The sequence below is a fragment of the Chryseobacterium sp. MEBOG07 genome, assembly GCF_021869745.1.
GTDB lineage: Bacteria > Bacteroidota > Bacteroidia > Flavobacteriales > Weeksellaceae > Chryseobacterium > Chryseobacterium viscerum.
Genome location: NZ_CP084579.1, coordinates 1,934,845 through 1,960,074, shown reverse-complemented (window position 1 = coordinate 1,960,074; position 25,230 = coordinate 1,934,845). Strand labels below are relative to the sequence as shown.

Sequence of the window (25,230 nt, the reverse complement as noted above, 5' to 3'; positions counted from 1 at the left end):
CTAATTTTAAGAAAATGTTTGGTTTTTTTTTAAGGAAATTTTAATCTGTTGCTTTGTTGGCCAATTGCCCACAGGCGGCATCTATATCCCCTCCACGGCTTCTTCTGACCATTACCGTAATCCCTGCATTTTCAAGCTGACGAATATAATTTTCTTCCGCCTGTTTGTTGCACTTGTCATACTTTCCATCCCCGATCGGGTTGTATTGAATCAGGTTTACTTTTGAAGGAACCTGTTTGCAGTATTTGATTAAAGCTTTGATATCTTCATCTCCGTCATTGATCCCTTTCCATACACAATATTCAAAAGTAATGACAGAAGCTGTCTTTTGATACCAATACTGAAGGGACTCCATAATATCCGTTAACGGGAATTTATCAGAGAAAGGCATGATCTCATTACGCTTGGATTCGATCGCTGAGTGAAGGGACAAAGCCAGTTTCACACGCAATTCATCATCTGCAAGCATTTTGATCATTTTAGGAATACCGGATGTAGAAACGGTAATTCTTCTTGGAGACATTCCCAATCCTTCCGGCTGGGTAATTTTTTTGATGGCCTCCACTACGTTTTTGTAATTCATCATCGGTTCTCCCATACCCATAAATACGATATTGGAAAGCGGTCTGTCGAAGTACATTTTGCTTTGGGTGTCAATAAGTGCTACCTGATCTACAATCTCAGCCACTTCAAGGTTTCTCATCCTTTTCAGTTTGGCTGTAGCGCAGAATTCGCAGTTTAATGAGCATCCCACCTGTGACGATACACAGGCTGTCGTTCTTGTTTCTGTAGGAATAAGAACAGATTCCACCATCAGTCCGTCATGAAGTTTCACGCCGTTTTTGATGGTTCCGTCAGAGCTTTTTTGAAGAAGATCTACGGAAACAGGGTTAATGGTATATTCTTCTGAAATTTTTTCACGAAGTGATTTCGAAAGATTCGTCATTTCATCAATCGAATGGAGGTTTTTACTCCATAGCCAGTCATAGACCTGTTTCGCACGAAACGGTTTTTCACCTAAAGTTTCAAAGTAGTCTTTAAGCTGATCTAGTGATAATATACGGATGTCTTTCATTTCAGGAGGTAAGTTGCAGATCTTAGGTGACAGGTTGCAGATACTATTACCTGCAACCTATTCCCTATTATCTTTTTTATAGAATTAACATGGCATCACCATAAGAATAGAATTTATACTTTTCTTTTATGGCTTCTTCATAAGCTTGCATAATGAAATCTCTTCCTGCAAACGCAGCAATCATCATAAGCAATGTAGACTTCGGTGTGTGGAAGTTTGTGATCATTGAGGTAGCAACTCCAAAATCGTGAGGAGGATAAATGAACTTATTCGTCCATCCGTTGAAAGCAGAGATTTTTTTGTTTGAAGAAACAGAAGTTTCCAACGCTCTCATTGTAGTAGTACCTACTGCACAAACTCTTCTGTGAGTTTCTACTGCTTTATTGATAATTAAAGCATTCTTCTCATCAATGATAATCTCTTCAGATTCCATTTTGTGCTTAGAAAGATCTTCTACCTCAATCGGGTTGAATGTCCCCAATCCTACGTGAAGAGTAACTTCAGCAAAATTGATTCCTTTGATCTCTAATCTCTTCATCAAATGTCTGGAGAAGTGAAGACCTGCTGTAGGGGCAGCAACAGCTCCTTCTATTTTTGCATAGATCGTCTGATATCTTTCTGCATCTTCAGGTTCTACAGCTCTTTTGATATATTTTGGAAGTGGAGTTTCTCCCAATTCCTTTAATTTCGTTCTGAATTCGTCGTAAGAACCATCGAATAAGAATCTTAATGTTCTTCCTCTTGAAGTTGTATTATCGATAACTTCAGCTACCAAAGATTCATCCTCAGTGAAGAATAATTTGTTACCAATTCTGATTTTTCTTGCAGGATCTACTAAAACATCCCAAACTCTTGTTTCTTTATCAAGCTCTCTTAATAAGAAAACTTCAATTTTAGCACCTGTTTTTTCTTTATTTCCGTAAAGACGTGCAGGGAAAACTTTCGTATTGTTGAAGATAAACAAATCATCTTCATCAAAATAGTCCACTACATCCTTGAATAACTTGTGCTCGATAGTTTGCGTTTTTCTATCAAGTACCATTAATCTAGCTTCATCTCTGTGCTCTGATGGGTGTTCTGCTAATAATTCCTCAGGAAGGTCAAAATTAAAATCTGATGTTTTCATTTTTTAAATTACGGTTTAAAAATTACTGAAATTACAAGGTGTAATTTTCGGAGTGCAAATATACGACATTGAATACCCCTTTGTCAAGTATTATTTACAATCAAATTTAAAACCCTGATTTCATGGGGATTTTTAAAGCTTAAAAAGATTAGTTTTAGGGAAATTTAAATTCAATATTGAACAAATAAGTAAAATTCACTCCGTCCACCATCCGGATTCTGACGATCATAAAATTTTCATATTCAACTCATTATAGAGGATCGATAAGATTGACTTTGCCTGGTTTAATTTTCATTTAAAAACTAAAGCTTATTACCCAAATAATCGAGATAGAGACTCTGAAGAAAACGAAGATTTGTCCGATGAACACTCCAAAATAGGGTGAAAAAATTATCATAGCTGTACTTTATCATCAACTTACCGTGGGAAACAGAGAAGAATCAGGATCGACAACCCGGATGAAAAACTGGATTTTAATGCCCTTTTCAGTAACCATCTTCTGTATGTTTATAAAACCTGGCCAATAGAAAAAGTAACTGAAATATTTAAAGCTAAATGTCAATTTCTAAGAATATAAATTGTTGGATTTGAATTCTAAAAGTAACAAAAGAGGTACAAACTCGACAAAATAAAAACAGGAACAGTATAAAAACAACAAATTAAAAATAGATCATTATGAGTAAATATTCGATAGAAGCATTTATCAACGAAACGAAAGAGAATCCTCAGCAAAGAGATTATTTTGAATTGGAAACCAAGCATCTTTTGGAAATCAACCTTAATAACCAGACAGTATGGACGAAAAAAGGAAGCATGGTAAGTTATGTGGGGAATGTAAATTTTGAAAGACAGGGAATGCTGGCTGGCGGAATTGGCAATTTTTTGAAGAAAGCCATCAGTGGTGAAGGAGCAAAGCTGATGAAAGCTGAAGGAACTGGTAAATTGTACGTCGCTGATTTTGGGAAGAAAGTTCGTATTCTTTATCTGAATAATGAATCAGTATGTGTAAACGGAAATGATGTGCTTGCTCATGAACAAAGCATAAAAAGTGATATCACTATGCTTAAAAGTATTGCAGGAATGATGTCTGGCGGTCTTTTCCAGGTGAAGCTTTCAGGTACAGGACATATTGCAATTACCACTCACGGCGATCCTTTGACCCTACTGGTTACTCCTGAAACTCCTGTTTTCACAGATCCAAATGCTACAGTGGCATGGTCCGGAAACCTTATTCCGGAGCTGAAAACCAATATTTCATTTCAGAGTTTAATGGGAAGAGGTAGCGGTGAAGAGTTTCAGATGAAATTTTCAGGACACGGATGGGTATTGATCCAGCCTTACGAAGAGGTTTATTATATGGAAAAATAAACGCCCTTAGACGTCATTTTATATTTTCACAATAACTAAAATAGTAGCAGATGAAGACTCTTATAAAGCTATTTTTGGCGATCGTTATATTCTCTAATATGATGATTGCCCAAACATCAAAGAAGAACTATGAATACCACATAGATCTTCTTCATATGTCTAATGATGAGGTAAAGGTATCTTTTGCTCCCCAAAGAATAACCTTACACAAGGTAAATTTATTATTCCCAAGCTGGTTCCCGGATTTTATCAGGCGATGAATTTCGGACAGTATGTTTCTCATTTTACAGCTACGGATAAAAACGGAAAAAAAATAGTTACCGAGCGTTTGGATAAAAATAGCTGGATGGTACATGATCTTAAACACGTCGCTACAATATCTTACCAGGTAGCAGATGGGTGGGACTCTTTGGAAAAGGAATCCAATGAGGCCAGATCTGCCGGCAGCATGTTTAAAAAAGACAGCGTTTTTGTCATCAATTATAATTCTTTAGTGGGATATTTTGAAGAAATGAAAGATATTCCGTATCAAATTAATATTACCAAAAACAAGCATTTTTATGCTTCATCTGCTTTGGATTATAAACAGAAAAATAAAACTATGGATATGGTTTGGGCAAAAGATTACCGACAATTGGTAGATTCCCCCGTTTTATATTCTGTTCCCGATACAACATGGCTGAAAATAGGTCATACCAAAGTGCTTGTATCCTTCTATAATAAGAAGGAAAGACATTATTCCAAAACAATAGCTCATGAGATAGAGAACATTTTGAAAAATCAGCAAGCTTATCTTGGAGGAACATTGCCGGTAGACAAGTATGCTTTTTTGATTTATTATGAATCTTCCAATGAAAGTGGGTTCCTTGGAGATGGTCTGGAACACGCCAAATCTACAGTGTGCCTATACCGTTCCGGAAGCATGAAATATCTTCCGAATGCTTTAAACCGAGTGGCCTCCCATGAGTTTTTTCACATTATTACTCCTCTCAACATCCATTCAGGAGAAATTCAGCATTATGATTTCCTGAATCCCGTCATGTCTAAACATCTATGGCTGTATGAGGGCATGACAGAATATGCTACAATTCATATGCCTATCAAACAAAAAATGATCAGCCTGGAAGATTTTGAAAAAAGCATAGAAGAAAAGATACACGGCATGAAAGAGTTTGACAATAAGCTCTCTTTTACAGACATCAGTAAAAATGCAATGGAAAGACAGGACCAGTACATGAATTTTTACCAAAAAGGACCATTACTCGGGCTGTGTCTGGATATAAGATTAAGAGAACTTTCTAATGGCAAAATGGGAACTCAGGATCTCATGCTGCTGCTTATGAAAAAATATGGAGAAGGAAAATATTTCAATGATGATGACCTGTTTGATGAAATTACCAAAATGACTTATCCGGAAATACGTACATTTTTCAGAGATTTTATAGAAGGTGCCCAGCCTCTTCCTCTGAAAGAATATCTGGAAAAAGCAGGTTTTAACTATGATGAAACAACAGGAAAAGTAAGTGTTCTGCCTAATCCTGATTCAAAACAGCTGGCTTTAAGAAAAGCATGGATCAATCAGTAAATTTCAATCCAACGAATGACTGTTGATCCAGTCTTATGAAGAAGTTGGCTATGTGGAAAAATAATCGACAAATAATTATCTTTGAGGTAAGTAATTCAGTTCAGTAATTGTAAAATAAAACTCCATGAAAAATATAGTATCAGGGCTGTTTTTGACGATAACCATTATCGTTCATTCCCAGATCCAGAAAGTTGAAAAAGTAATTGATACTGCTGTGAAAACAGATAATTTCAACGGTTCTGTATTATTAGCCAAAAATGGAAAGATTGAATTACTTACTTACAAAGGTCAGTCTAACAGGCATTACAATATTCCTTTTTCGGATGAAACCCGGTTTCATATTTTCTCACTCACCAAAACGTTTACGGCTGTATTGATTATGCAGCTCTATGAAAAAGGGAAAATCAACCTGGACGCTCCTATTGCTGCCTATTATCCGGAATACAAAGGTGAGGCTGCCCAAAAGGCAACGATAAGAAACCTTCTTACTTACAGCAGCGGGAGAGATAATAAAGACATCAGTTCTCCGGAACTCATTCATCAGGCCTATGACAATACGATCTGGAATCTGGATGATTTTATCACAACATTTCTCTCTGAAAAGCTGATAGATCAGCCCGGAACCAAGTTCAGCTATAACAATGGTGATTTTATACTGCTGGGAAAAATCATTGAAAAAATATACCAAAAATCCTTTGAAGAGGTACTTAAAGAACAAATTTTAATTCCTCTCAAAATGCGGAATACTGGATTCCTGCACCATAATGACATCATTCCCAATATAGATGATGGCTATTCTGCAGACAAAAACAATCCATTTGCACTTCATACCCCCACCAATACTTATATTGACAATTTTTACTCAGCCGGAGCGATGTATTCTACCCCTAAAGATCTTCTGACGTTTGATCAGGCTGTCTTCAATCACGTTCTGTTAAAAAAAACAACTTTAGATACCATGCTTACTGCCGATAAAAAGCTTGAAGACACCGCTCTTGGCTTTTGGGTTTATCCTAAAAAATTCGGTTCTGTAAACACGTTGTTTGTGGAACGTCAGGGTGAAGGATACGGGCACAGTGCCAATTGGGTTCATTTAGCAGATAAAGACCTTACCTTGATTATCCTCTCCAATACCAAAGATATCAAATACCTTAATAAGATGAGAGAAAGGCTTATTATGGCTTATTACGGGCAATAAATTTATAAGAAGCAAAAAGGCAAAGAATCTATCCTCATCTACTTCTATACTTTAAAACCTTTCAACTCTCCCCTCTCACACCATCGGGATTTACAAAAGTTTTAATATATTTAAGAAAAAAATAGATGAACAATAGCAATTCCCGCAGAGACTTTCTTAAAACAGCTGCTTTGGCAAGTTTTGGAGCCTTGGTTTTACCCAATTCTTTATTTGCCTATTCCAATGATTTTAAAACAGATAAAAAAGTCCGTGTAGGTTTTATTGGAGTCGGTCTTCGTGGACAGGAACATGTCAAATTACTGGCAAAACGTAATGATGTAGAGATTGTAGCGTTTGCAGATCCCGAGAAGAGAATGCTTGCTGCTTCTCAAAAAATATTAAAAGACAATAATAAACCGGCGGCTAAGGAGTTTTCCAATGGGGAATATGACTATCGAAATCTTTTACAATTAAAAACGATAGACGCTGTTGTCATTGCTACTCCGTGGGAATGGCATCTTACACAAGGTGTAGAGGCAATGCGTGCTAAAAAAATTGTGGGCATGGAAGTTTCCGGAGCGATAAAGCTTCAGGACTGCTGGGAATTTGTGAAGGTATATGAGGAAACGAAAGTTCCTATCTTTATGATGGAAAACGTATGTTACCGAAGAGATATCATGGCCATCCTGAATATGGTCCGAAAAGGGATGTTTGGAGAATTGGTACATGGAAGAGGAGGTTATCAGCATGATCTGAGAGGCGTCCTTTTCAATGACGGTGTTACCCCTTACAATTCCGGTGCTGAATTTGGAGAAAAAGGATTCAGTGAGGCAAAATGGAGAACTGAACATTATGTGAAACGCAATGGAGAGCTTTATCCAACCCATGGATTAGGTCCTGTTGCGATGATGATGGACATCAACAGAGGAAACCGTTTAACAAGACTGTCTTCATTTTCATCAAAATCGGTAGGGCTTCACAAATATATCGTTGAACATCCTAAAGGGGGAGAAAATCACCCAAGTGCCAAAGTAAAATTCAACCAGGGAGATATAGTAACCACCCAAATTGCTTGTGCCAATGGGGAAACCATCCTTCTGACTCATGACACGAGTTTACAAAGACCTTATGATCTGGGCTTCCGGGTTCAGGGAACTGAAGGATTGTGGCAGGATTTCGGATGGGGAGATTTCAACCAGGGACATATTTATTTTGAAAAAACTATGAACCATACCCACCGTTGGGATAATACGGAAAAATGGATGCAAGAATACGATCATCCGATGTGGAAGAAGTTTGAAAGTTCTGCTGCAGGAGCAGGACATGGCGGAATGGATTTCTTTGTGATGAATACTTTTATAGAATGTATCAAACGAAATATAGAATTCCCGATGGATGTGTATGATCTTGCATTGTGGTATTCGATTACGCCATTGAGTGAAGAGTCTATTGCCAAAGGTGGTCAGGTAGTTGATATCCCTGATTTCACCAATGGAAAATGGAAGACCCGTAAACCTGTATTTGGAATGACCGATGAGTTCTAAGAAAACATTACTCATACTAGCAGGCGGATTAGGCAGCAGATATAAAGGCCTCAAGCAGGTGGATGGTATACTCAATAATGGTTCTCCGATTCTGGAGTATTCTATCTTTGATGCTCTGGAAGCCGGTTTCCAAAAAGTGGTCATTATTGTCAACAGGCTGATTCCGGAAAGCTATATTGAAAGACTCAACAGCATCTCAACAGCAAAAAATTTTGAGCTCCATTGGGTGTATCAGGAAATGGACATTATTCCTATTTCGCTGGAAGGTTTCGATTATCCTGAGCGTGAAAAGCCATGGGGAACTGCTCATGCTGTGCTTTGTGCAAAGTATTCTATACAGGAACCTTTTGTCATGATCAATGCAGATGATTTTTACGGAAAAGAAGCTTATCAACTGGCGGCATATGAAATTAATCATCACCATATTTCAGACACACAGTTAGGAATAGTTGCTTACACTGTAGGTACCACATTGAGCGGCCACGGAGCGGTAGCAAGAGGAATATGTACCCTGGATTCTGAAAATTATCTGATCAAAGTTGAAGAACAAACTTCCATTCAAATCATCAATAATTCAATTATCTACATTAAAAACGGAGAAAATATAAAATTAGATCCTGACACATTGGTCTCGATGAATTTTTTTATTTTCCATCCTCATATTTTCTGCTACCTGGAAGCCTATTTTTATGACTTTATCGAATCTGAGCCTTTGCCAAACCAGGAGTTTTATATCCCTTCTGCCGTACAGAGAATGATGGATGAAAACAGAGTACAGGTAAAGGTAAAGGCCTCTCCTTCGCAATGGATGGGGGTCACTTATGCTGATGATAAAAAGGAAATTAAGGATTTTCTGATCTCAGAGATTAAAAACAACAGATACCCGGAAGATTTATGGAAATAAAAGATATTGTCATTGAGTTTATCGGTACTGATAACTATGATCTCTCCCCTATCAATGACGGATTGATCAATACCACTTACCTTCTGGAAGATAAAGATCAAGGGAAAAAGTTTATCCTGCAAAAGATCAACCATCATGTTTTTAAAAAGCCGGAGATTATCATCAATAATCATTTGATGATTAATGAACTTCTAAGGTCAAATAATTATCATTTTCAAATTATAGAGCCCATCCCTTCTCTTACCCATCAACTTCTGGTAAAAGATGCTAATGATGAGCCATGGCGTATGCTAAGTTTTGTAGAAAACAGCATTACCTTTCTTACCGCTCCATCTTTACAGACGGCTTTTGAAGCAGCTAAAACCTTCAGCTATTTCCTGACCATCGTCAATACTGAAAAGATCCCTGCTATTGAAGATACCCTTCCCAATTTCCTTAATTTTGAGAAGAGAGTCGCGGATTATAAAAATGCACTACAAGATGCAGCTCCTCATTTAAAAGAAAACGCAAAGGCTGAAATAGAAATCACCAACCAGCTTTTGTCTTTACCTGATCAATGGATCGAAATGGAGAAAAGTAATCAAATTCCCAAAAGAATCATCCATGCAGACGTAAAAATCAGCAATATCCTTTTCGATCAAAATCATCATCCACTAGCTGTCATTGATCTGGATACCATGATGATTTCCACTATTCTATATGATTTTGGAACGATGATCCAATCTTACACCAATACAACTCATGAAGATGACGGAAGTGCTGTAAACAATTTCAACTCTGAAATGTATAAGGTTGTAAAAGAAGGATTTTTATTCTATCTAAAGGAAAAATTGACACCGGAAGAATCTGAGAATCTTGATTATGCAGCACAAGTCGCCATTTATATCCAGGAACTTCGTTTTTTAACCGACTACCTGAATGGAAGCACCTACTATTCTATCACACATCCTGAACACAATCTGGACAGGACAAAAAATCAGTTAGAGCTGTTAAAAGGGTTAAGGGAATATTTAGGAAGCAAATGATGTTTACTTATAATTCCTTACTAAGGATTAAATATGATATTTAGATTTCTACGGAATGACAAAGTGTACGAATAGATTAAGCGCTCTGTTTGTCATTCCGTAGGAACCTAACGTTTATCCTCTCACTCCCAAACCCTCAAACTCTAAAGCTCTCCCACTCTCAAACCCCACAACTCTCCTCAACTCAAAAACTCCAGAACCTTCTTCCACTCTTCCAGCTTCTTCTCAAAGGAAACCGTATGAAGCGGGCTTGTAGAAGGGAGTAAAATGACAGGCAGTTTATAGCTTTTTCCTAACAGCTTCTGTAAGTTTTTATAGGATTTTCCACCGTTGCAGAAAATGGCTTTGACATTTGGGTGCTCTTCCAATAGTTCAGCAATCTGATTGGCTTCTTCGTTTTTGATTTCAGAATCCAGGCTTCCTTTTCGCTCACAGGAATCGATAACATCCCAAAGGGCAATATGGCATTTCTTTATGGTTTCGATCCTTTGCGTATAATCATCCGTAAATTCTTCGTTCAGCAATTCAAAAATGATTTTCCAGAATTTATTTTGTGGATGGGCATAATACTGTTGTTTTTCCAATGATTTCACTCCGGGAATTGATCCTAAAATTATAATTTCAGATTGGGCATCAATAAGGGGTGGAAATGAAGAAATACGGTTTTGCATATTCAAATATATAAATTTTGGCTAAAGTCATTGGATTTTTTATCATAAAAAAAGCGGGCTAAAGCCCGCTCCTATTGATATTGTTTTCTTATTTGTCTTATAAAGTCTCCTTTAACCAGTCGAAGAACTCTCTCTGCCATACCAATCCGTTTTGTGGATGAAGTACCCAGTGGTTTTCGTTAGGGAAATACACCAGTTTAGATTTTAATCCTCTTAATTTTGCAGCCTGGAAAGCTTCCTGCCCCTGCTCGTAAGGAACACGGAAATCAATTCCTCCTTGAACGATCATGATGGGCTTGTTCCATTTATCTACAAAATTGCTTGGATTGAATTCTGTGTAGGCTTTTGGTTGTGGCTTTTCCCATGGTGAACCAAGATCCCAGTTTGCAAACCAAAGTTCTTCAGTGGTTAAGTACCAAGATTTCATATCAAATAATCCATCGTGTGCGATGAACGTTTTGAATCTGTTATCATGAATTCCTGCCAGCATAAATACACTATATCCTCCATAACTTGCTCCTACAGCCGCTACTCTGTCACCGTCTACATAAGGTAATGTTTTTGCAAAATCCGTTGCTGCCAGATAATCTCTCATTGGCTGTCCGCCCCAGTCTCTTGAAATTTCTTCATTCCATTTTGTGCCCCAGCCCGGCATACCTCTTCTGTTGGGTGCTACCACGATATAATCGTTGGCTGCCATCAGAGCAAAGTTCCATCTTACGCTGAAAAACTGAGTAAGAGCAGACTGTGGACCTCCCTGGCAGTATACCAAAGTAGGATATTTTTTGTTCGGGTCAAAGTTCGGTGGATAGTGGAACCAAACTCCCATTTCTTTACCATCAGAAGTTTTCACCATTTTAAGTTCAGATTTCCCCTGAGCCAACTTAGCATAAGTGTCTTTGTTCGCTTCAGTCACCTGCTTCATTTCTCCGTTTTTAACGTTTACAGAGAATAATTCTGTTGCATGGTTTACGTCTGTTCTTCCTATTAAAAGTGAAGTTTTATTGTCTGTAAAGATTTCGTTGACGTCAAAATCTCCTTTGGTGATCTGTTGTACTTTTGCTGATTTTGAATCAAGGGCAAAAAGTTGTTTTGTTCCTCTGAATGCTGCTGTAAAGTAGATTGTTTTTGAATCTGCTCCCCAAAGCACATCTCCGGAAACACTTTCGTCCCAGCCAGAAGTAAGGTTAGTTGTTTTCCCTGACTTCCAGTCCATGATTTTCACATCATTTTTATCTGCTTCATACCCATCTCTGGCCATGCTCTGCCAGATCAAAGATTTTCCATCCGGGCTGAATTTAGGATTTACATCATATCCTTTGTTGGGTTCTGTAATATTTTTGGTTGTACCTGACGCCAGATCATAAGCAAAGATATCTGTATTGGTACTGGTAGAGTACTCTTTACCACTTTTAGGTTTTGTAACGTATAAAAGCTGTGCAGAATCCGGGCTCCAGATAAAATCTTCAGCACCCCCGAAAGGTCTTTGAGGAGAATCCCACATTTTCCCTTCCAACAGGTCTTTTGCGCCCTCTGCTTTATCAGAAGTATTTACTACAAATACATGGTTGTATTTCCCTTCATTGAAGTAATCCCAGTGTCTGTGGTTAAGGTCTGTGTATACCTGAGCAGTTGTTTTAGGAGTATCACTGAATTTGTCTTTCCCCATTACTTTTTCTACCAACACCTGCTTACTGAAAGCAATTTTCTTCCCATCAGGAGAAATTACAATGTTATCGGCTTCACCGATGGTATAAAACTCTGTCCAGGTTTTTCCGGCATCTTTAGAAAGGTAGATTTTGTCTCCTTCCTGAGCATAAATTCCGTTTTTATCCCACTGAATAAGTGCTTTTTTACCGAAATCAATTTTGGAAGACTGATTATTAAGAACATTCAGAAAATAGTTCTCATTTTTCGTTTTTTCTGTTTTCAGATCTACCTGTCCAACTTTATAGATAAGGGAACCCTGATCTGGTGAAACTGCCTGTACCCCAACTTTTTTCAAAGTCCAAAGAATTTCAGGCGTCATTACTTGTTGTGCATTCATTAAGAGCGGAGCTGCCAAAGCCAGCAGACTGTACTTAAGTTTCATATGTTGATATTCATTTTTTAATGGAGGTACGGAATCTTTATGATTTCATACATCCTTTTATTAAATTCAAAGATTGCCAAAGTTAATATTTAAAATAAAAACGGACGAAAGAATTAACATTTAAGTTTCCTAAAATTTAAAAATAAATCATTTATGTATGGGTGAATTTTATTAATTTTAGCGAAAACAAACTAATACCCATTTTTCATGAAAAAATTACTATTTTTTTCCTCATTTTTCGTATCCTCATTCTTTTTTTCACAACTAACGATAAGCCCTTTTTCCAATCATTATTATAATGCTTATCAGGCCACTATTAATGGAAACGGAACTATTTATTATACGACTGATGGAAGCACCCCGACCCTGAGTTCAACTTCAGCGGTTAACAATGTGCAAATCTCCATTGATCAGAATAAAGAAATCAAGGCATTTCTTGTCAATGGGCAGGGAAGTTCTTCGGCTGTCATCAGTAAAAAATATTATACAGGAAGTGTTCCTTCTGCGGTCATTTATTTTAAAGTTCCTTCTACCTGGACATCAGGAAGCTGTGTAATGATCGATATGGTGAGCCCCAATTCAATTGATGGGTTTGCCATGGATACATTCTGGCCGGGAGTGATCATGCAGCCTGCAGGATGTGAATCCTGGTATAAGACTACCCGAGATTTTGAAAGTGCCAATGTGCGTTTTAATAATTGTACTCCTTTTGAAAATATTCCTGCAACTATAAGTACGAATTTGATTCCTATGGGAAGTACTTTGTATTATGATTTTACGGACGGAGCTATAACAACTCCGCCGTCATGCTTATTTTTAGCGGGTAAAGAAACTTTGCCACACAATAAAAATGTATTAATCAAGGTGTATCCGAATCCTGTTTCAGACGTTTTAAAGGTAAATACCGACAGTAACTTTCAGGAGTATGAGATCATAGATACGAATGGAAGGGTGGTTCTAAAGGATCAGTTTGTAAAGGAAATTTCTATTCATCACCTTATTTCGGGAAATTATTTTCTAAAACTGAAAGACTCGAAAGGAGATCTGGTTCTACTGAAGTTCATCAAAAAATAAAAAAATCCGCTCGTTGAGCGGATTTTTATTTTGATCTGTTATGATTTTAATTACTCTCCATCTGAGAACATTGAGTTCGCCAGTGAAGTAACGATTGACAATAATATACTGAAGATAAATGCCCACCAGAAACCATCTACCACCATGCTATCTATGAAATAGTCTGCAATAAGTACAATTCCGGCATTGATTACTAAGGCAAAGAATCCTAATGTAAGAATGGTCAAAGGAAGACCAAACAGACTTAAAATAGGCTTTACAAATATGTTAAGAACCCCAAGCACAATAGCAAAGATAATGGCTGAAGAAAATCCTTCAAATTGTACTCCCGGTAAGATTTTAGTTAAAAGATAAGCAACAATTGCTGTGATAAATAATCGGATAATTAAGTTCATTGAGTTATTTTTTAATGTTGATGGGATGTACTGAGCAAAAGCCATTCCATTTCAAACAAAAAATTCTACAAAAACCCTTTGTTTAAGGAATATTTTAATCTTTATTTCCCTTTATATTGTTATTTTATTTTCATCATGGTTACTAATGAAGTGGCAACATGACTTTCAGAATCAGAGCCTTCGGTTTGAACATAGATTTCCGTTCTCACTACAATTATTCTCCCTCCACCTTTTAAAACATAGGATTTTGACACCAAAGCATCTCCCATGGCAGGACGAAGATAATTCACCTTCAATTCAACTGTGACTACATAACAGTCTTCTGCGTAATGACTCACCGATGCATACCCTGAAGAAACATCCACCAGAGAAGCAATCATAGCCCCGTTGAACATTCCGGCTTTTCTCGTCATCATTTCCATTTTGGGAATCTTAATGGATACAAAATCGGTTTCTACTTCCAGCAGTTCTGCTTTATAGAATTGTAAGGTTTCTGAACGGTTGAAGCTGTCTGTAATAAGTTTTCTTTTCTCAGGAGTCATGAATTTTATTTTAATCAAAGATAAGGACTGCAGCCTTTTTTATTTCTATTATATTCAAAAAGTTTCATTTAAAAAGCCGTTCCACATCAGATGAAACGGCTTCTTTTTGAGCTTCTAAACTCTGAATTAAACAAACGATAACTTTTCTGATGAACTTGATATTTTCAAATGATGGTCTTCTTTAATCATATCAGCTGCTTTTTCTCCAATCATAATGGTAGGTGCATTGGTATTTCCGGAAACCACATCGGGCATAATGGATGCATCTGCTACTCTTAATCCTTTTATTCCATATACTTTCAGTCTTGGGTCTACAACAGACTCACTGTCGATTCCCATTTTACAGGTTCCTGTCATATGATGGTAAGTGGAACATGATTTTTTAATATAATCGATCACTTCTTCTTTTGTTTTTCCTTCTCCCGGATAGATCTCACCATCATTCCATTCTTTCATTGCTTCTGTTCTTCCCATTTCACGGCAGATTTCAACGCAGCGGTAAAGAGCGTCCAGATCAGATTCCTCAGAAAGATACATTGGATTAATTTCCAGCGGTGCAGAGGGATCGGAAGATGTTAATTTTATATATCCCTTACTCGCGGGTCTGATAAAGCCTGCGCAGAATGTGAAAGCATCCTCCGGTCCTGTAAATCCAGGGCTGTAATAAGGAAGTCCCATGAACAAAGGCTGCAGGTCAGGATATACCATTTCTTCTTTGCTTTTCCAGAATAATTGTGCTTCCAGTAAATTAGCTTGCGGGGCGGGAATCTCTTTTTTAGCTTTAAAAATAACACTGGTCAAAAGGTGGTCCTGAAGGTTTTTTCCAACTCCTTTTAAGTCTTTTACCACTGAAATTCCCACTGATTCCAGTTCTTCTTTATCCCCGATTCCGGAAATCATCAGAAGCTTGGCAGATTCTATGGTTCCACAGGATACGATGACTTCTTTTTCAGCTTCTACTTCTATTAATTCGCTGTCTTTTAAATACTGAACTCCGATACACTCATTTCCTTCAAAAATTAATTTCTGAGCCAAAGCATTGGTGTGAATATGTAAATTGGTACGGGATTTCACCGGGTCTAAAAATGCTTTTGCAGTAGAACATCTTTTACCATCTTTTCCTGCCGTCAGGTGATTAAGCCCCGCTCCCCATATTTCTTTGTTAAAATCGTCTGTCAAAGGATAACCCAATTCTTTACAGGCTTCAATAGCGCTTATTGAAATTGCATTCGGATGTTTGATACGGCTTACAAAAAGCGGCCCTTCTCCCCATGAATATCGTCTCCTCCATCTTCGTGGGTTTCAGATTTTTTAAAATAAGGTAAAACAGCATTCCAATCCCAGCCCACACATCCTTTATAAGCCCAGCTATCATAATCCTGCTGATGTCCTCTGATGTAGATCAGCCCGTTGATAGAACTTGAACCACCCAATGTCTTACCACGAGGCCAGTATCGGGTATTTCCTCCTGCATGTTCCTGCGCCACGGTATGATAAGCCCAGTCTCTTTCGGTATTCCATACGGCAGGCCACCCTGACTGTTCCTGTACCTCAGCAACTTTATCATCAGGACCTGCCTCCAGCAGAAGCACATTTATATTTTCATTTTCACTTAATCTATTGGCTATTACAGCTCCTGCCGAACCGGATCCGACAATTATAAAATCGTATTTCATGAGTTTTAATTTGATCTTTATTTTTTGATACTGATTACTTTAGGAACTGTGACTGCTTTGAGTCCTTCAATTCCAAATTCCACTCCATATCCGGATTGTTTTACTCCTCCAAAAGGAACAAAAGGGTGAATGGCACCATGCTGATTGATCCATACTGTTCCTGCTTCCAATTTTGCCGCTACATTTTGTGCTTCGTTAAGATCATCACTCCAAACTGAAGCTCCCAATCCTGTTTCAGAATCATTGGCTTTACTGATAGCTTCTTCCAGGTTTTTATATTTAATGATAGGCAATACCGGCCCAAATTGTTCTTCATCTACAATTCTGTTTCCGTTATCTACATTTCCGATAAGGGTTACCGGGATAAAATATCCTTCCAGATCTGGTTTTTGCCCTCTGAATATGAAATCAGCACCTATATTTTCAGAATCACGGATCAGATCCTGAATTTTATCGTACTGCATTTTATTCTGAATCGGTCCTAAAACATTGTTCTCATCTGCACCATTCCCCATCGGAATATTGGAAGAGTAGTCTGCCAGAGCCTGAACTACTTTTTCATAATCATTTTCATGAACGTATAATCTTTTTAAGCAGGCGCAAGTCTGTCCCATATTTAAGAAAGCTCCCCAGAAAATAGAATCGATATGTTTGGTTACATCAAGACCCGGTAAGATAATCCCTGCATCATTTCCTCCGCATTCCAAGGTTAGACGTGCCATATTTTTAACAGAGGCTTCAATCACTTTTTTCCCTGTTGCAATAGATCCTGTAAACATAATTTTTCCAATTTCAGGATGGGCTGTAAGATAACTGCCTACTTCACCCCTGCCAGTAACGACCTGTAAAAGATTTTCGGGAAGCACGCTGTTGATTACTTTAATCATTTCCAGGCTGCAGAAAGTGGTATACTCTGAAGGTTTGATGATGACCGCATTTCCCATTCTGAGTGATGGAATAATCTGCCAGATCGCAATCATCAGAGGCCAGTTCCAGGGAGCAATGGCGGCAACGACTCCAATTGGGTTTCTGTATACAACGTCTTTCCTTGTTTCATCTTCAAAGACAATTTCTTCAGGTAAATCCAGTGATGCAGGAACTTGTGTCCAGCCTACACAGGCCTGCATTTCAAAATGGGCTCCGGGACCATTAAGTGGTTTTCCCTGCTCACGGGTGATCCATTCTGCCAGGTGTTTTGAATTTTGCTGTAAAGCTTCCGCAACTTTTAATAAAATGTCTTTTCTTTCTGCATCCGGTCTTGCTGACCATAGTTTTTGGGCCTTTTTTGCTTTCTCAATTTTAGCATCAATCTCCTCATGGGAAGTATTGGAAACTCCACCTATAACCTCTAAGGTAGAAGGATTTAGGGATAAAAAGTAGGTGTCTGAAATATGATTTTCTTTGGCTAATGATGTATTTTCCATTGTTTTAATTTATTTTGTATTTTACGTAGTTCGAAAATGGCAATAACATGATATAAATCATTTACCTATTCTCTATTTTTTTTAACCTAAACTCTACCTATCATGGAAAAGATCGAAGAAAGAACTGTTTTCAGCATTCCTTTTGGTGAATTGAATGTGTTTGAAACGAATGTAGTATGCCACGATTTTCCTTTCTTTTTTGAAAAGCCTGTCATTACGCTTATGCTGAGTGGCAATAAGATCATTCGCAGTGAGGATGAGACTTTTGAGTTTAATGAAAGAAGTGTATTTATCCCGCCCTGTAATAAGGAACTGAGTATAGACATCCACCCTGTTTTCAAAGAGCCCACAAAATGCCTGGTACTGAATATAGAACAGGAATATATTGACAGTGTATTTTCTGAAGTGATTGAAACCTGGCATCCGGACTGGGACAGAACGGGAATTATGATGAAAGAAAATATGGTAAAAAAGTTTGTAAGCTCAGATGAATCTTTGTGGAGAAGCCTTACCAATCTTTACAACAGAAGAATAGACAACAGTATGTATGGTACTTCTGATTTTCTTTTAAGCTTAAGTCTGAAGGAACTGATCTATGAGCTGATGAAGACCAATGCAAAACATATTCTGCTGTATTCTGACAAGGCAGAAAGTATACAGAACGGACTGCAGGAAGTGGTTCATTTTATCAAACAAAATTATAAAGAACCGATTACCATAAAGAAACTTTCCGTGATTGCAGGAATGAGTGAAGCCAATCTGTTTAAAAAGTTTAAGCATTCCTACAACTGCACTCCGGTAGAATATATTATCCATTTGAGAATAGAACACGCCAAGCAGCTATTAATAAGCAACCCCGAAATTGGTATTAAAAATATATGTTTTGAATCCGGTTTTAATACACTGGAGTATTTTTATAGAAAATTTACCCAGATCACCGGAAAGTCTCCGAAGAAATTTAAAATAGATTAATATAATTGGGGCTGGAAGTTGATATCTGTCTTTTCATTTCTGGTAGTTATCATTATTTAATAAAGTAATCATCTTATGTACAGTAAAAAAGTGTTCATCGTCTTAAGTTTTCTCCTATGCTGCATTTTTCATGCGCAGACTTTACATTTGTATGGAGGTGCCGACCGGGATCAATATCTGGGATGTCTGAACTGTGATAATTTTGATAAAAATTCGATATGGAATAAGTTTAGTGACTACGGGAATGTGTTCAGTTCAAGATCAATCTGGAACACCTATGGAAACTATGGAAGTACCTACAGTACCTATTCTCCATGGAATACTTATGGAGCTTATCCTCCGGCAATCGTTGATCAGGACGGAAATTTCTTTGGATTTCTTACTTTGAATCCTTATAAATCTGAAAGGTCTGAGCTGGAACTGGCTATGATTTTATGTAAACATCATGAGGAGATTAAGAAGGATGTTGGCGGTTGGTATGAGAGGTTGTTCCGGTAAACCACCCCGTCAAAAATTCTTTGAATTTTCGCCACCCCTTCAGAAGAGGGGAATTTTCACGTCTTCAGTTGTCCTATTTTTATTAGAATAAAAGTTGTAAAAATATAGGCTGGATTCCTACTGAATAACAAGTTGTGTGAATAAATTAAACGCTATATTTGTCATGCTATAAGAATCCAAACATAATCTTAATATACAAAAAGCTGGCGCTTTTGACTGGCAGTCAAAAGGTCACGGGTTCGAATCCCGTATTCTCCACTAAACGATAACTTTTATTTTATTTGTCACAGATTTTTATCCTCTCACGGATTGAGTAGATTTTTGGATTAAATTCAATATTAATTAGCTAAGCTGTACCTGAAAGTCGTCAGTTAAAGTCAAAATACCTTCTGCAAGTGCTTCCGGATGGGTAGTGAATCCTTTCAATTTCGATGTTTTTCCTTTTAAAACTAAATCTAAAAGCTGTTTATCAGACAGTTTTTTACCGAAAATTTCGAAGGTAATTTTAAAGCCACAATTTTTAAAATCAGAACATCCTACTGCGGTTTTTCCTTTGATCAGATTGTGCTCTTTACATTTCGGGCATTTCGTTTCTTCCCAGGACTGAAGTTCTTTTTTCTGTGCAGGTTCTCTTTTTTTCTTTTCCTTTACTTCTTCTTTTTCTTCTCCCTGCAGGGTAATGACTTTTCCTTTTCCGTACACTACTTTCTCAGTCAGTTCTGTAACCATCTGAATCAATTCTTCTTTGAAGAGATTGGCTTCATACTCCCCTTTTTCAATTTTACGAAGTTTAGATTCCCATTCTCCTGTCAGTTCAGGACTCTTTAGCAGCTCGTCTTCAATGGTATCAATCAGCTGGATTCCGGTTTGGGTAGCGATGAGGTTTTTCCTTTTCTTCTCAATGTACTTTCTTTTGAAAAGGGTTTCGATGATATTGGCACGGGTGGATGGTCTTCCGATCCCGTTATTTTTCAACATTTCACGCAGCTCTTCGTCCTCTACCTGTTTTCCGGCAGTTTCCATCGCTCTCAGCAATGTTGCTTCGGTATAAGCTTTTGGAGGGGTAGTTTTCCCCTGGTGGATCATCGGATCGTGTGGTCCGGTTTCCCCTACTATAAATTCAGGAATCGTCTGTTCTTCCTCTTTTTCTTTTTCCTTATCAGCAGATTCTTCTTTGGGTTCTTTAGCATAAACGGCTCTCCATCCCGGTTCCAGGACTTGTCTACCGCTGGTTTTGAAAGGAATAGTTCCTACTTTTCCTTCTACCAACGTATTGGAAATTTTACATTCCGGGTAGAATACGGCAATAAAACGCTTCGCAATCAGATCATAGATCAGTTTCTCTTCCCTGCTCAGATTCTGAGAAGGTGGAATTTCCGTAGGAATGATCGCATGGTGATCGGTTACTTTTGCATCATCAAAAACGGCTTTTGATTTTGGAATCGGAGCTTCCAATAACGGAGCAATTAATTCCTGATAAGGATACATTTTCTGAAGAATACCGCCTATTTTCGGATATAAACTTTCTGATAGATAAGTGGTATCAACACGCGGATAGGTTACGTGTTTCTTTTCATAAAGGCTCTGGATATAATTCAACGTATTTTCTGCTGAATATCCATATTTTTTGTTGGCTTCTACCTGAAGTCCGGTCAAATCGAAAAGTCGTGGATTTTTTTCTTTTCCTTCTTTAATTTCGAAAGAAACGATTTCAAATGGGTTTACTTTAAGATATTCCAGTCCTTTTTCTGCCCGTTCCAACGTTTTTAAACGGTCGATCGCAGCATTGAAAATGACGTCACGATATTTGGTTTTCAGTTCCCAATATTCTTCTGTAGTAAATGCATCAATTTCTTTCTGACGCTGAACCAGCATCGCCAAGGTCGGGGTCTGAACCCTTCCAATGGAAAGAACTGCTTTATTACCTCCAAATTTCTTGGTAAAAAGCCTTGTGGCATTGATTCCCAATAGCCAATCTCCTATCGCTCTGGCATTTCCAGCCAAATACAGATTTTTATAATCTTCCGCAGGTTTTAAACTCGCAAAACCTTCTTTGATAGCCTCTTCCGTCAATGAAGATATCCATAAACGCTGGATGGGTTTGTTGCATTTTGCCTTCTGCAATACCCAACGCTGAATGAGTTCTCCCTCCTGCCCGGCATCCCCGCAGTTAATGACCTCATCACATTCCTCAACTAATCTTTCAATCACTTTAAACTGATTTTCAACGCCTTTGTTCGGAATCAGCTTGATACCAAAACTGCTTGGAATGATTGGTAGTGAAAACAAATTCCATGATTTGAACTGAGGACCGTAGTCGTGAGGTTCTTTCAAAGTACAAAGATGTCCGAACGTCCATGTTACGCAATAGCCGTTTCCTTCCATATAGCCTTGCTTAGGCATGGTAGCGCCCAATACTTTGGCGATATCTCTGGCAACACTGGGTTTCTCGGCAATACATAATTTCATGAACTCGGGGTTTATTGAAGGAGTGCAAAAATCGGGATTTTTTTTGACATTGCAAACTTAGTTAAGGGTTGAGGGCTTGGAATTGAAAGAGAGGAAATTACGTTTTTTATTCTAAAGATGTGAAGTTTTACAATATATTATATCCATTTATTTAAACGCAAAGGTTATTGGATTCTATTGTTTATTTGAGGGAGCAAAGAAATGCGACTAGAGTCGCTGATGAAGCGAAAGGATAATCCACAAGCTTATAAAAATCAATGAAGTTGATTCCATCTTTGCTCTCTTAGAATTTTTTAAAAATTTATTAAACTTTGCGTTTAAATAAATTGCTTGTTAGATATGTAATCGTGATCATATTTTTTATAAAAAAGCCCCCTTATAAAAAGAGGGCCAAATCAACAATGTAATGAAACTAGTTCATTATTTTTTTGAGCTTCTGAAATGGCATCGGCAATTCCTCCACCTGCGGTTTCAAAGAAGGCAGGACCAGCCAGAAGATATACTTTTTCTAATTTTTTGGTTGTGGAAAGTTTGTGTTCTTTCAGGTAATTTTCAGAACGGTTAGCATCTACGATTCCTCTTACAACATTTCCTGCTACCAGGGCGGTGGGAGAATCTATTCCGGCATCTTTCAGATCACTGGCAAAGGCAAAATTGGTAACGCCTAATCTCATGGCTTCACGGGCTGCTACTTCACCTACTGAGGTCATTAAATCGGGTGTGAATTTATTACGGTCACCTAAACCGATCAACAATAATTTCTTTGCAGACATCGATCCGGCAGGAGGTGTAATTAAAATGGTTTCCAAAGAATGTCCCTGAAACTGCCCTGCTTTTCTGATATTGGTCAGTTCTCCCTTTAAAGCCTCATCCAGATGAACTAATCCGTTCAAATTGGCCGGTAAAGCCTGAGCATTGAAGATGTCTCCTTCTGTATATTCAAAAACACAAGCTACCTGAAGCTGAGCATGTGCTGATGAAGGACCTTGTACTAATCCTACCATTGAGATTCCGTCTACGATTCCCCAGGTTTTAGAGGTTCCTATGGCTGTTGTAGTTTGTGAGAAAATCAATGTTGTGAACAGTATCCCTGCAATAATGTATAATTTGCTTAATTTTTTCATGACTTTTTATCGTATTAGTTGTTCCTATATTTTTTGGAATGTTTGTTATAGGGTCATCGGTACTTCCATCAAAAGAACTTCTGTACCTTCTTTAAGTGCTTTGATCTTAATTTCCTGAATATCCCAAACTCCGAACCCATCACGTTCTTCAATGGTCTCTCCACCTATTTCTGCGCTTCCTTTAAGGATAAAAACATACAATCCGTTTCCTTTTTTTCTGATCTGATAATGAGTTTCCATATTCTGATCAAAAGTTCCAAGGTGAAACCACGCGTCCTGATGGATCCATACTCCTTCGTCATCTGCATTGGGAGAAAGAATCTGCTGAAATTCGTTGTGCCCTTTTGTTTTGTCTAAAGTGATCTGATCATATCTTGGGGTAACATTTCTCTTTTTCGGGTAAATCCAGATTTGAAGGAATTTTACAGACTGATCACTGTTTTTGTTGAATTCGCTGTGCATGATTCCGGTTCCTGCACTCATTGCCTGGATATCTCCACTTCTGATCACTGCTGTATTTCCCATACTGTCCTTGTGTTCAAGATCACCTTCCAGAGGAATACTGATGATTTCCATATTATCGTGAGGATGTGTTCCGAAACCTCTTCCTGATTCTACTTGGTCATCATTCAGGACTCTTAACACTCCAAAATGCATTCTTTCAGGATTATAATAATTGGCAAAACTGAAAGTGTGCTGGCTCAACAGCCATCCGTGGTCTGCTTTTCCTCTTGAATCTGCTCTGTGAATCACAGAATTTTCTTTTATTTTTGATTCTGTATTGGGAAGATGATTGTATCCGATCGGTTCTAGTGGTTCGATCTCGTCGATGTCATTTTTCATAGCGCTGGCTAAAGAAGCTGATGCTACAAACATTCCTGTTCCCAATAATCCTTTCTTTAAAAAATCTTTTCTGTCCATATCAGATTGTTATTTGTTCTTGTTTGATAGGACAAATTTAGAGACACTGAAATCCCTGCACATTTAACTAGTTTAATAAATGACTTTGAAGTAAAAAAAATGCCGGATAGTTTTGTATTCGGCAGTGTGATTAGATTGGATTGTTTTTTTGGGGAAACGCAAAGCTGCAATAATATATATATATATATATATATATATATATTATAAGGCTTATTAAGGTGCAAGGATTTTATATCCGATAAAATTATTTACAAGATAAAATCTGCGAGATTATGATGATTATATTCTCTTGTTCTTTTGCCTTGAAGCAAAATGAACCAAAAGTTCAAGACTTAAGAAACTTCCGCTAAAAATGAAATCTGTTCTCTAAAAACTCTAAACTCGTGCGGTAACAATGTATATTTATTATCACTGTTTCGTCCGCACTCAGACATAAGAGTTTTCTTAACGTTCACAGAATTCATTTTTTTAACGCTCCATTTTCTTAGGTCATTTCTTACGACCTGTTATATAGCAAAGTTCTACTTTTCCTTTGAAGCAAGGCGCTTTCTGATGGTACTTACAAATTCTTTTGAAACACCAAGGTAAGAAGCAATATAATATTGTGCTACTCTTTGTGGGATTGAAGGATATACTTTGATGAATTCAAGATATCTGTCCGTTGCAGTTTTGGAGATGGTGTTTACCAGTCGGCTCTGTAGTGTTGCCAAATTTCTCTGCACCAGCATTCTGAAAACTCTTTCGAATTTAGGGATTTCCTGCAGTAATTTCTCCTTCGTTGTGGGATTCAGCATATAGATCTCAGAATCTTCCAGCGTTTCAATATAAACTTTAGAAGGTTTCTGTTCCTGAAATGATGCAATATCACTGATCCACCAATCTTCTATAGCAAACAGTAAAGTGACTTCTGTGCCGTCATCATCCAGACAGTACATTCTCAGACATCCTTTTTGAATATACCCCTCAAACTGGCAGATTTCTCCTTCTCTTAGCAACACCGTTTTCTTAGGAAACGACTGACAGACAAGCAAATCTGTAAAAGTTTTTTCTTCTTCGGGAGTGAGAGAGATAAATCGGGTAATGTTTTTGATGATATTTTCAAACATAATGCAGAGTTTACCCCTGCAAATTAGGAAAAAGACTGTAAACTTCATTCTTTAAAAGCCCACTTCCTCCTCCATAATGGTCGATCACTTTAATCTCTTTATCTAATCCTGCGCAAAATACTTTAATATCTTTCTCAAAATCTTCTTCTAAGCCAGAGCTTAAAAGGACAATATCTACGGTATTTTCTTTAATATATTCATAACAGAAATTTTCATCACTTTGTATTTCTGCTGTCCAGCCTTCATTATTTTCTATAATTCTTTTTAAAGTATCCAGAATTTCCTGGTTCTTTCCAATCGCTAAAAAATGTAATGTTTTCATTTTGTTCAATGTTTATATTATTGGCGAAAAGACAAATTGGCAAAAAAGTTATCTTAACATATTAATCTCAAACTCGTATCTCGCAATTTGAATCTCATATTCACTTTCAAAACTCCTAATACTCCCGAACACTCCGACTC

Annotated in this window: 24 protein-coding genes; 10 read left to right on the top strand and 14 right to left on the bottom strand. The window is 37.6% G+C overall.

Going from position 1 to position 25,230, the window contains the following annotated elements; genetic code table 11:
* Nucleotides 1-40: 40 nt before the first annotated feature.
* The gene (gene rlmN, locus LF886_RS08930) at nt 41-1,075 is read right to left on the bottom strand and encodes a 23S rRNA (adenine(2503)-C(2))-methyltransferase RlmN (protein ID WP_236853775.1); all 1,035 of its coding nucleotides are present in this window, start codon (nt 1,073-1,075) and stop codon (nt 41-43) included.
* Nucleotides 1,076-1,151: 76 nt separating this feature from the next.
* Nucleotides 1,152-2,201, bottom strand: a complete 1,050-nt coding sequence (queA, locus tag LF886_RS08925) for a tRNA preQ1(34) S-adenosylmethionine ribosyltransferase-isomerase QueA (protein WP_103231984.1) — start codon at nt 2,199-2,201, stop codon at nt 1,152-1,154.
* A gap of 675 nt (nt 2,202-2,876) precedes the next feature.
* On the opposite strand from queA, the gene LF886_RS08920 reads away from it, so the two are divergent.
* The 7 genes from LF886_RS08920 to LF886_RS08890 all read left to right on the top strand — a co-directional run bounded on the left by LF886_RS08920 (nt 2,877) and on the right by LF886_RS08890 (nt 9,804).
* Nucleotides 2,877-3,569: an AIM24 family protein gene (locus LF886_RS08920; protein WP_236853774.1), complete on the top strand. Its 693-nt coding sequence runs from the start codon at nt 2,877-2,879 to the stop codon at nt 3,567-3,569.
* Between the two features lie 50 nt (nt 3,570-3,619).
* The gene (locus LF886_RS08915; protein WP_236853773.1) at nt 3,620-3,829 is read left to right on the top strand and encodes a hypothetical protein; all 210 of its coding nucleotides are present in this window, start codon (nt 3,620-3,622) and stop codon (nt 3,827-3,829) included.
* On the top strand, nt 3,826-5,154 hold the full coding sequence (locus tag LF886_RS08910; RefSeq protein WP_236853772.1) for a hypothetical protein: 1,329 nt from the start codon (nt 3,826-3,828) through the stop codon (nt 5,152-5,154). The genes LF886_RS08915 and LF886_RS08910 overlap by 4 nt, the downstream gene beginning before the upstream one ends.
* Before the next feature lie 124 nt (nt 5,155-5,278).
* Nucleotides 5,279-6,352 carry a serine hydrolase domain-containing protein gene (locus LF886_RS08905; RefSeq protein ID WP_236853771.1) on the top strand — a complete coding sequence of 358 codons (1,074 nt, stop codon included), beginning with the start codon at nt 5,279-5,281 and terminating at the stop codon, nt 6,350-6,352.
* 125 nt (nt 6,353-6,477) lie between these two features.
* Nucleotides 6,478-7,875 (top strand): Gfo/Idh/MocA family protein, encoded by a 1,398-nt coding sequence (locus LF886_RS08900; protein ID WP_109738011.1) that lies wholly within the window; start codon nt 6,478-6,480, stop codon nt 7,873-7,875.
* Entirely contained in the window at nt 7,865-8,779 is a 915-nt protein-coding gene (locus tag LF886_RS08895; RefSeq protein WP_236853770.1) for an NDP-sugar synthase, read from the top strand. Before LF886_RS08900 ends, LF886_RS08895 begins: the two co-directional genes overlap by 11 nt.
* Nucleotides 8,770-9,804, top strand: a complete 1,035-nt coding sequence (locus tag LF886_RS08890; RefSeq protein WP_236853769.1) for a phosphotransferase enzyme family protein — start codon at nt 8,770-8,772, stop codon at nt 9,802-9,804. The genes LF886_RS08895 and LF886_RS08890 overlap by 10 nt, the downstream gene beginning before the upstream one ends.
* Nucleotides 9,805-9,983: 179 nt before the next feature.
* On the opposite strand, the gene LF886_RS08885 is transcribed toward LF886_RS08890, so the two are convergent.
* Nucleotides 9,984-10,475: a DNA-deoxyinosine glycosylase gene (locus LF886_RS08885; RefSeq protein ID WP_236853768.1), complete on the bottom strand. Its 492-nt coding sequence runs from the start codon at nt 10,473-10,475 to the stop codon at nt 9,984-9,986.
* Between the two features lie 97 nt (nt 10,476-10,572).
* Nucleotides 10,573-12,567, bottom strand: coding sequence for a S9 family peptidase (locus tag LF886_RS08880; RefSeq protein WP_236853767.1), 1,995 nt, complete (start codon nt 12,565-12,567; stop codon nt 10,573-10,575).
* Nucleotides 12,568-12,774: 207 nt separating this feature from the next.
* Here LF886_RS08880 and LF886_RS08875 point away from each other — a divergent pair, with 207 nt between their 5' ends.
* Complete coding sequence (locus LF886_RS08875) at nt 12,775-13,641, top strand: chitobiase/beta-hexosaminidase C-terminal domain-containing protein (protein ID WP_236853766.1); 867 nt, start codon at nt 12,775-12,777, stop codon at nt 13,639-13,641.
* 50 nt (nt 13,642-13,691) lie between these two features.
* On the opposite strand, the gene LF886_RS08870 is transcribed toward LF886_RS08875, so the two are convergent.
* The 5 genes from LF886_RS08870 to LF886_RS08850 form a co-directional block, all read right to left on the bottom strand.
* A complete protein-coding gene (locus LF886_RS08870; protein ID WP_124533348.1) occupies nt 13,692-14,036 on the bottom strand; it encodes a phage holin family protein in 345 nt (114 codons plus the stop codon).
* A gap of 119 nt (nt 14,037-14,155) precedes the next feature.
* Nucleotides 14,156-14,578, bottom strand: coding sequence for a PaaI family thioesterase (locus LF886_RS08865; protein WP_236853765.1), 423 nt, complete (start codon nt 14,576-14,578; stop codon nt 14,156-14,158).
* A gap of 126 nt (nt 14,579-14,704) precedes the next feature.
* Nucleotides 14,705-15,787, bottom strand: a complete 1,083-nt coding sequence (locus LF886_RS24105; protein ID WP_410685629.1) for a GMC family oxidoreductase — start codon at nt 15,785-15,787, stop codon at nt 14,705-14,707.
* A 38-nt stretch (nt 15,788-15,825) separates the two neighbouring features.
* Entirely contained in the window at nt 15,826-16,254 is a 429-nt protein-coding gene (locus LF886_RS24100; protein ID WP_410685576.1) for a GMC family oxidoreductase, read from the bottom strand.
* A gap of 17 nt (nt 16,255-16,271) precedes the next feature.
* On the bottom strand, nt 16,272-17,678 hold the full coding sequence (locus LF886_RS08850) for an aldehyde dehydrogenase family protein (protein WP_236853764.1): 1,407 nt from the start codon (nt 17,676-17,678) through the stop codon (nt 16,272-16,274).
* Nucleotides 17,679-17,780: 102 nt separating this feature from the next.
* Between LF886_RS08850 and LF886_RS08845 the strand changes: the two genes are divergently transcribed.
* Both LF886_RS08845 and LF886_RS08840 read left to right on the top strand, forming a co-directional pair.
* Complete coding sequence (locus LF886_RS08845; RefSeq protein WP_236853763.1) at nt 17,781-18,650, top strand: helix-turn-helix domain-containing protein; 870 nt, start codon at nt 17,781-17,783, stop codon at nt 18,648-18,650.
* Nucleotides 18,651-18,725: 75 nt separating this feature from the next.
* Entirely contained in the window at nt 18,726-19,148 is a 423-nt protein-coding gene (locus LF886_RS08840) for a hypothetical protein (RefSeq protein ID WP_236853762.1), read from the top strand.
* 342 nt (nt 19,149-19,490) lie between these two features.
* Here the strand turns inward: LF886_RS08840 and LF886_RS08835 are convergent, their stop codons facing one another.
* From LF886_RS08835 to LF886_RS08815, 5 genes are all read right to left on the bottom strand, one after another.
* Nucleotides 19,491-21,617 carry a type IA DNA topoisomerase gene (locus LF886_RS08835; protein ID WP_236853761.1) on the bottom strand — a complete coding sequence of 709 codons (2,127 nt, stop codon included), beginning with the start codon at nt 21,615-21,617 and terminating at the stop codon, nt 19,491-19,493.
* Nucleotides 21,618-22,012: 395 nt separating this feature from the next.
* Complete coding sequence (locus LF886_RS08830; RefSeq protein WP_236853760.1) at nt 22,013-22,741, bottom strand: M17 family peptidase N-terminal domain-containing protein; 729 nt, start codon at nt 22,739-22,741, stop codon at nt 22,013-22,015.
* A 45-nt stretch (nt 22,742-22,786) separates the two neighbouring features.
* On the bottom strand, nt 22,787-23,662 hold the full coding sequence (locus tag LF886_RS08825; RefSeq protein WP_236853759.1) for a pirin family protein: 876 nt from the start codon (nt 23,660-23,662) through the stop codon (nt 22,787-22,789).
* Nucleotides 23,663-24,183: 521 nt separating this feature from the next.
* Nucleotides 24,184-24,768 (bottom strand): Crp/Fnr family transcriptional regulator, encoded by a 585-nt coding sequence (locus LF886_RS08820; RefSeq protein ID WP_236853758.1) that lies wholly within the window; start codon nt 24,766-24,768, stop codon nt 24,184-24,186.
* Nucleotides 24,769-24,778: 10 nt separating this feature from the next.
* The gene (locus tag LF886_RS08815; protein ID WP_236853757.1) at nt 24,779-25,090 is read right to left on the bottom strand and encodes a hypothetical protein; all 312 of its coding nucleotides are present in this window, start codon (nt 25,088-25,090) and stop codon (nt 24,779-24,781) included.
* Nucleotides 25,091-25,230: the final 140 nt, after the last annotated feature.

What these genes read in the sequence shown, in the direction of transcription:
- rlmN (WP_236853775.1), bottom strand. Translation starts at nt 1,075, where the DNA reads ATGAAAGACATCCGTATATTATCACTAGATCAGCTTAAAGACTACTTT.
- queA (WP_103231984.1), bottom strand. Translation starts at nt 2,201, where the DNA reads ATGAAAACATCAGATTTTAATTTTGACCTTCCTGAGGAATTATTAGCA.
- LF886_RS08920 (WP_236853774.1), top strand. Translation starts at nt 2,877, where the DNA reads ATGAGTAAATATTCGATAGAAGCATTTATCAACGAAACGAAAGAGAAT.
- LF886_RS08915 (WP_236853773.1), top strand. Translation starts at nt 3,620, where the DNA reads ATGAAGACTCTTATAAAGCTATTTTTGGCGATCGTTATATTCTCTAAT.
- LF886_RS08910 (WP_236853772.1), top strand. Translation starts at nt 3,826, where the DNA reads ATGAATTTCGGACAGTATGTTTCTCATTTTACAGCTACGGATAAAAAC.
- LF886_RS08905 (WP_236853771.1), top strand. Translation starts at nt 5,279, where the DNA reads ATGAAAAATATAGTATCAGGGCTGTTTTTGACGATAACCATTATCGTT.
- LF886_RS08900 (WP_109738011.1), top strand. Translation starts at nt 6,478, where the DNA reads ATGAACAATAGCAATTCCCGCAGAGACTTTCTTAAAACAGCTGCTTTG.
- LF886_RS08895 (WP_236853770.1), top strand. Translation starts at nt 7,865, where the DNA reads ATGAGTTCTAAGAAAACATTACTCATACTAGCAGGCGGATTAGGCAGC.
- LF886_RS08890 (WP_236853769.1), top strand. Translation starts at nt 8,770, where the DNA reads ATGGAAATAAAAGATATTGTCATTGAGTTTATCGGTACTGATAACTAT.
- LF886_RS08885 (WP_236853768.1), bottom strand. Translation starts at nt 10,475, where the DNA reads ATGCAAAACCGTATTTCTTCATTTCCACCCCTTATTGATGCCCAATCT.
- LF886_RS08880 (WP_236853767.1), bottom strand. Translation starts at nt 12,567, where the DNA reads ATGAAACTTAAGTACAGTCTGCTGGCTTTGGCAGCTCCGCTCTTAATG.
- LF886_RS08875 (WP_236853766.1), top strand. Translation starts at nt 12,775, where the DNA reads ATGAAAAAATTACTATTTTTTTCCTCATTTTTCGTATCCTCATTCTTT.
- LF886_RS08870 (WP_124533348.1), bottom strand. Translation starts at nt 14,036, where the DNA reads ATGAACTTAATTATCCGATTATTTATCACAGCAATTGTTGCTTATCTT.
- LF886_RS08865 (WP_236853765.1), bottom strand. Translation starts at nt 14,578, where the DNA reads ATGACTCCTGAGAAAAGAAAACTTATTACAGACAGCTTCAACCGTTCA.
- LF886_RS24100 (WP_410685576.1), bottom strand. Translation starts at nt 16,254, where the DNA reads ATGAAATACGATTTTATAATTGTCGGATCCGGTTCGGCAGGAGCTGTA.
- LF886_RS08850 (WP_236853764.1), bottom strand. Translation starts at nt 17,678, where the DNA reads ATGGAAAATACATCATTAGCCAAAGAAAATCATATTTCAGACACCTAC.
- LF886_RS08845 (WP_236853763.1), top strand. Translation starts at nt 17,781, where the DNA reads ATGGAAAAGATCGAAGAAAGAACTGTTTTCAGCATTCCTTTTGGTGAA.
- LF886_RS08840 (WP_236853762.1), top strand. Translation starts at nt 18,726, where the DNA reads ATGTACAGTAAAAAAGTGTTCATCGTCTTAAGTTTTCTCCTATGCTGC.
- LF886_RS08835 (WP_236853761.1), bottom strand. Translation starts at nt 21,617, where the DNA reads ATGAAATTATGTATTGCCGAGAAACCCAGTGTTGCCAGAGATATCGCC.
- LF886_RS08830 (WP_236853760.1), bottom strand. Translation starts at nt 22,741, where the DNA reads ATGAAAAAATTAAGCAAATTATACATTATTGCAGGGATACTGTTCACA.
- LF886_RS08825 (WP_236853759.1), bottom strand. Translation starts at nt 23,662, where the DNA reads ATGGACAGAAAAGATTTTTTAAAGAAAGGATTATTGGGAACAGGAATG.
- LF886_RS08820 (WP_236853758.1), bottom strand. Translation starts at nt 24,768, where the DNA reads ATGTTTGAAAATATCATCAAAAACATTACCCGATTTATCTCTCTCACT.
- LF886_RS08815 (WP_236853757.1), bottom strand. Translation starts at nt 25,090, where the DNA reads ATGAAAACATTACATTTTTTAGCGATTGGAAAGAACCAGGAAATTCTG.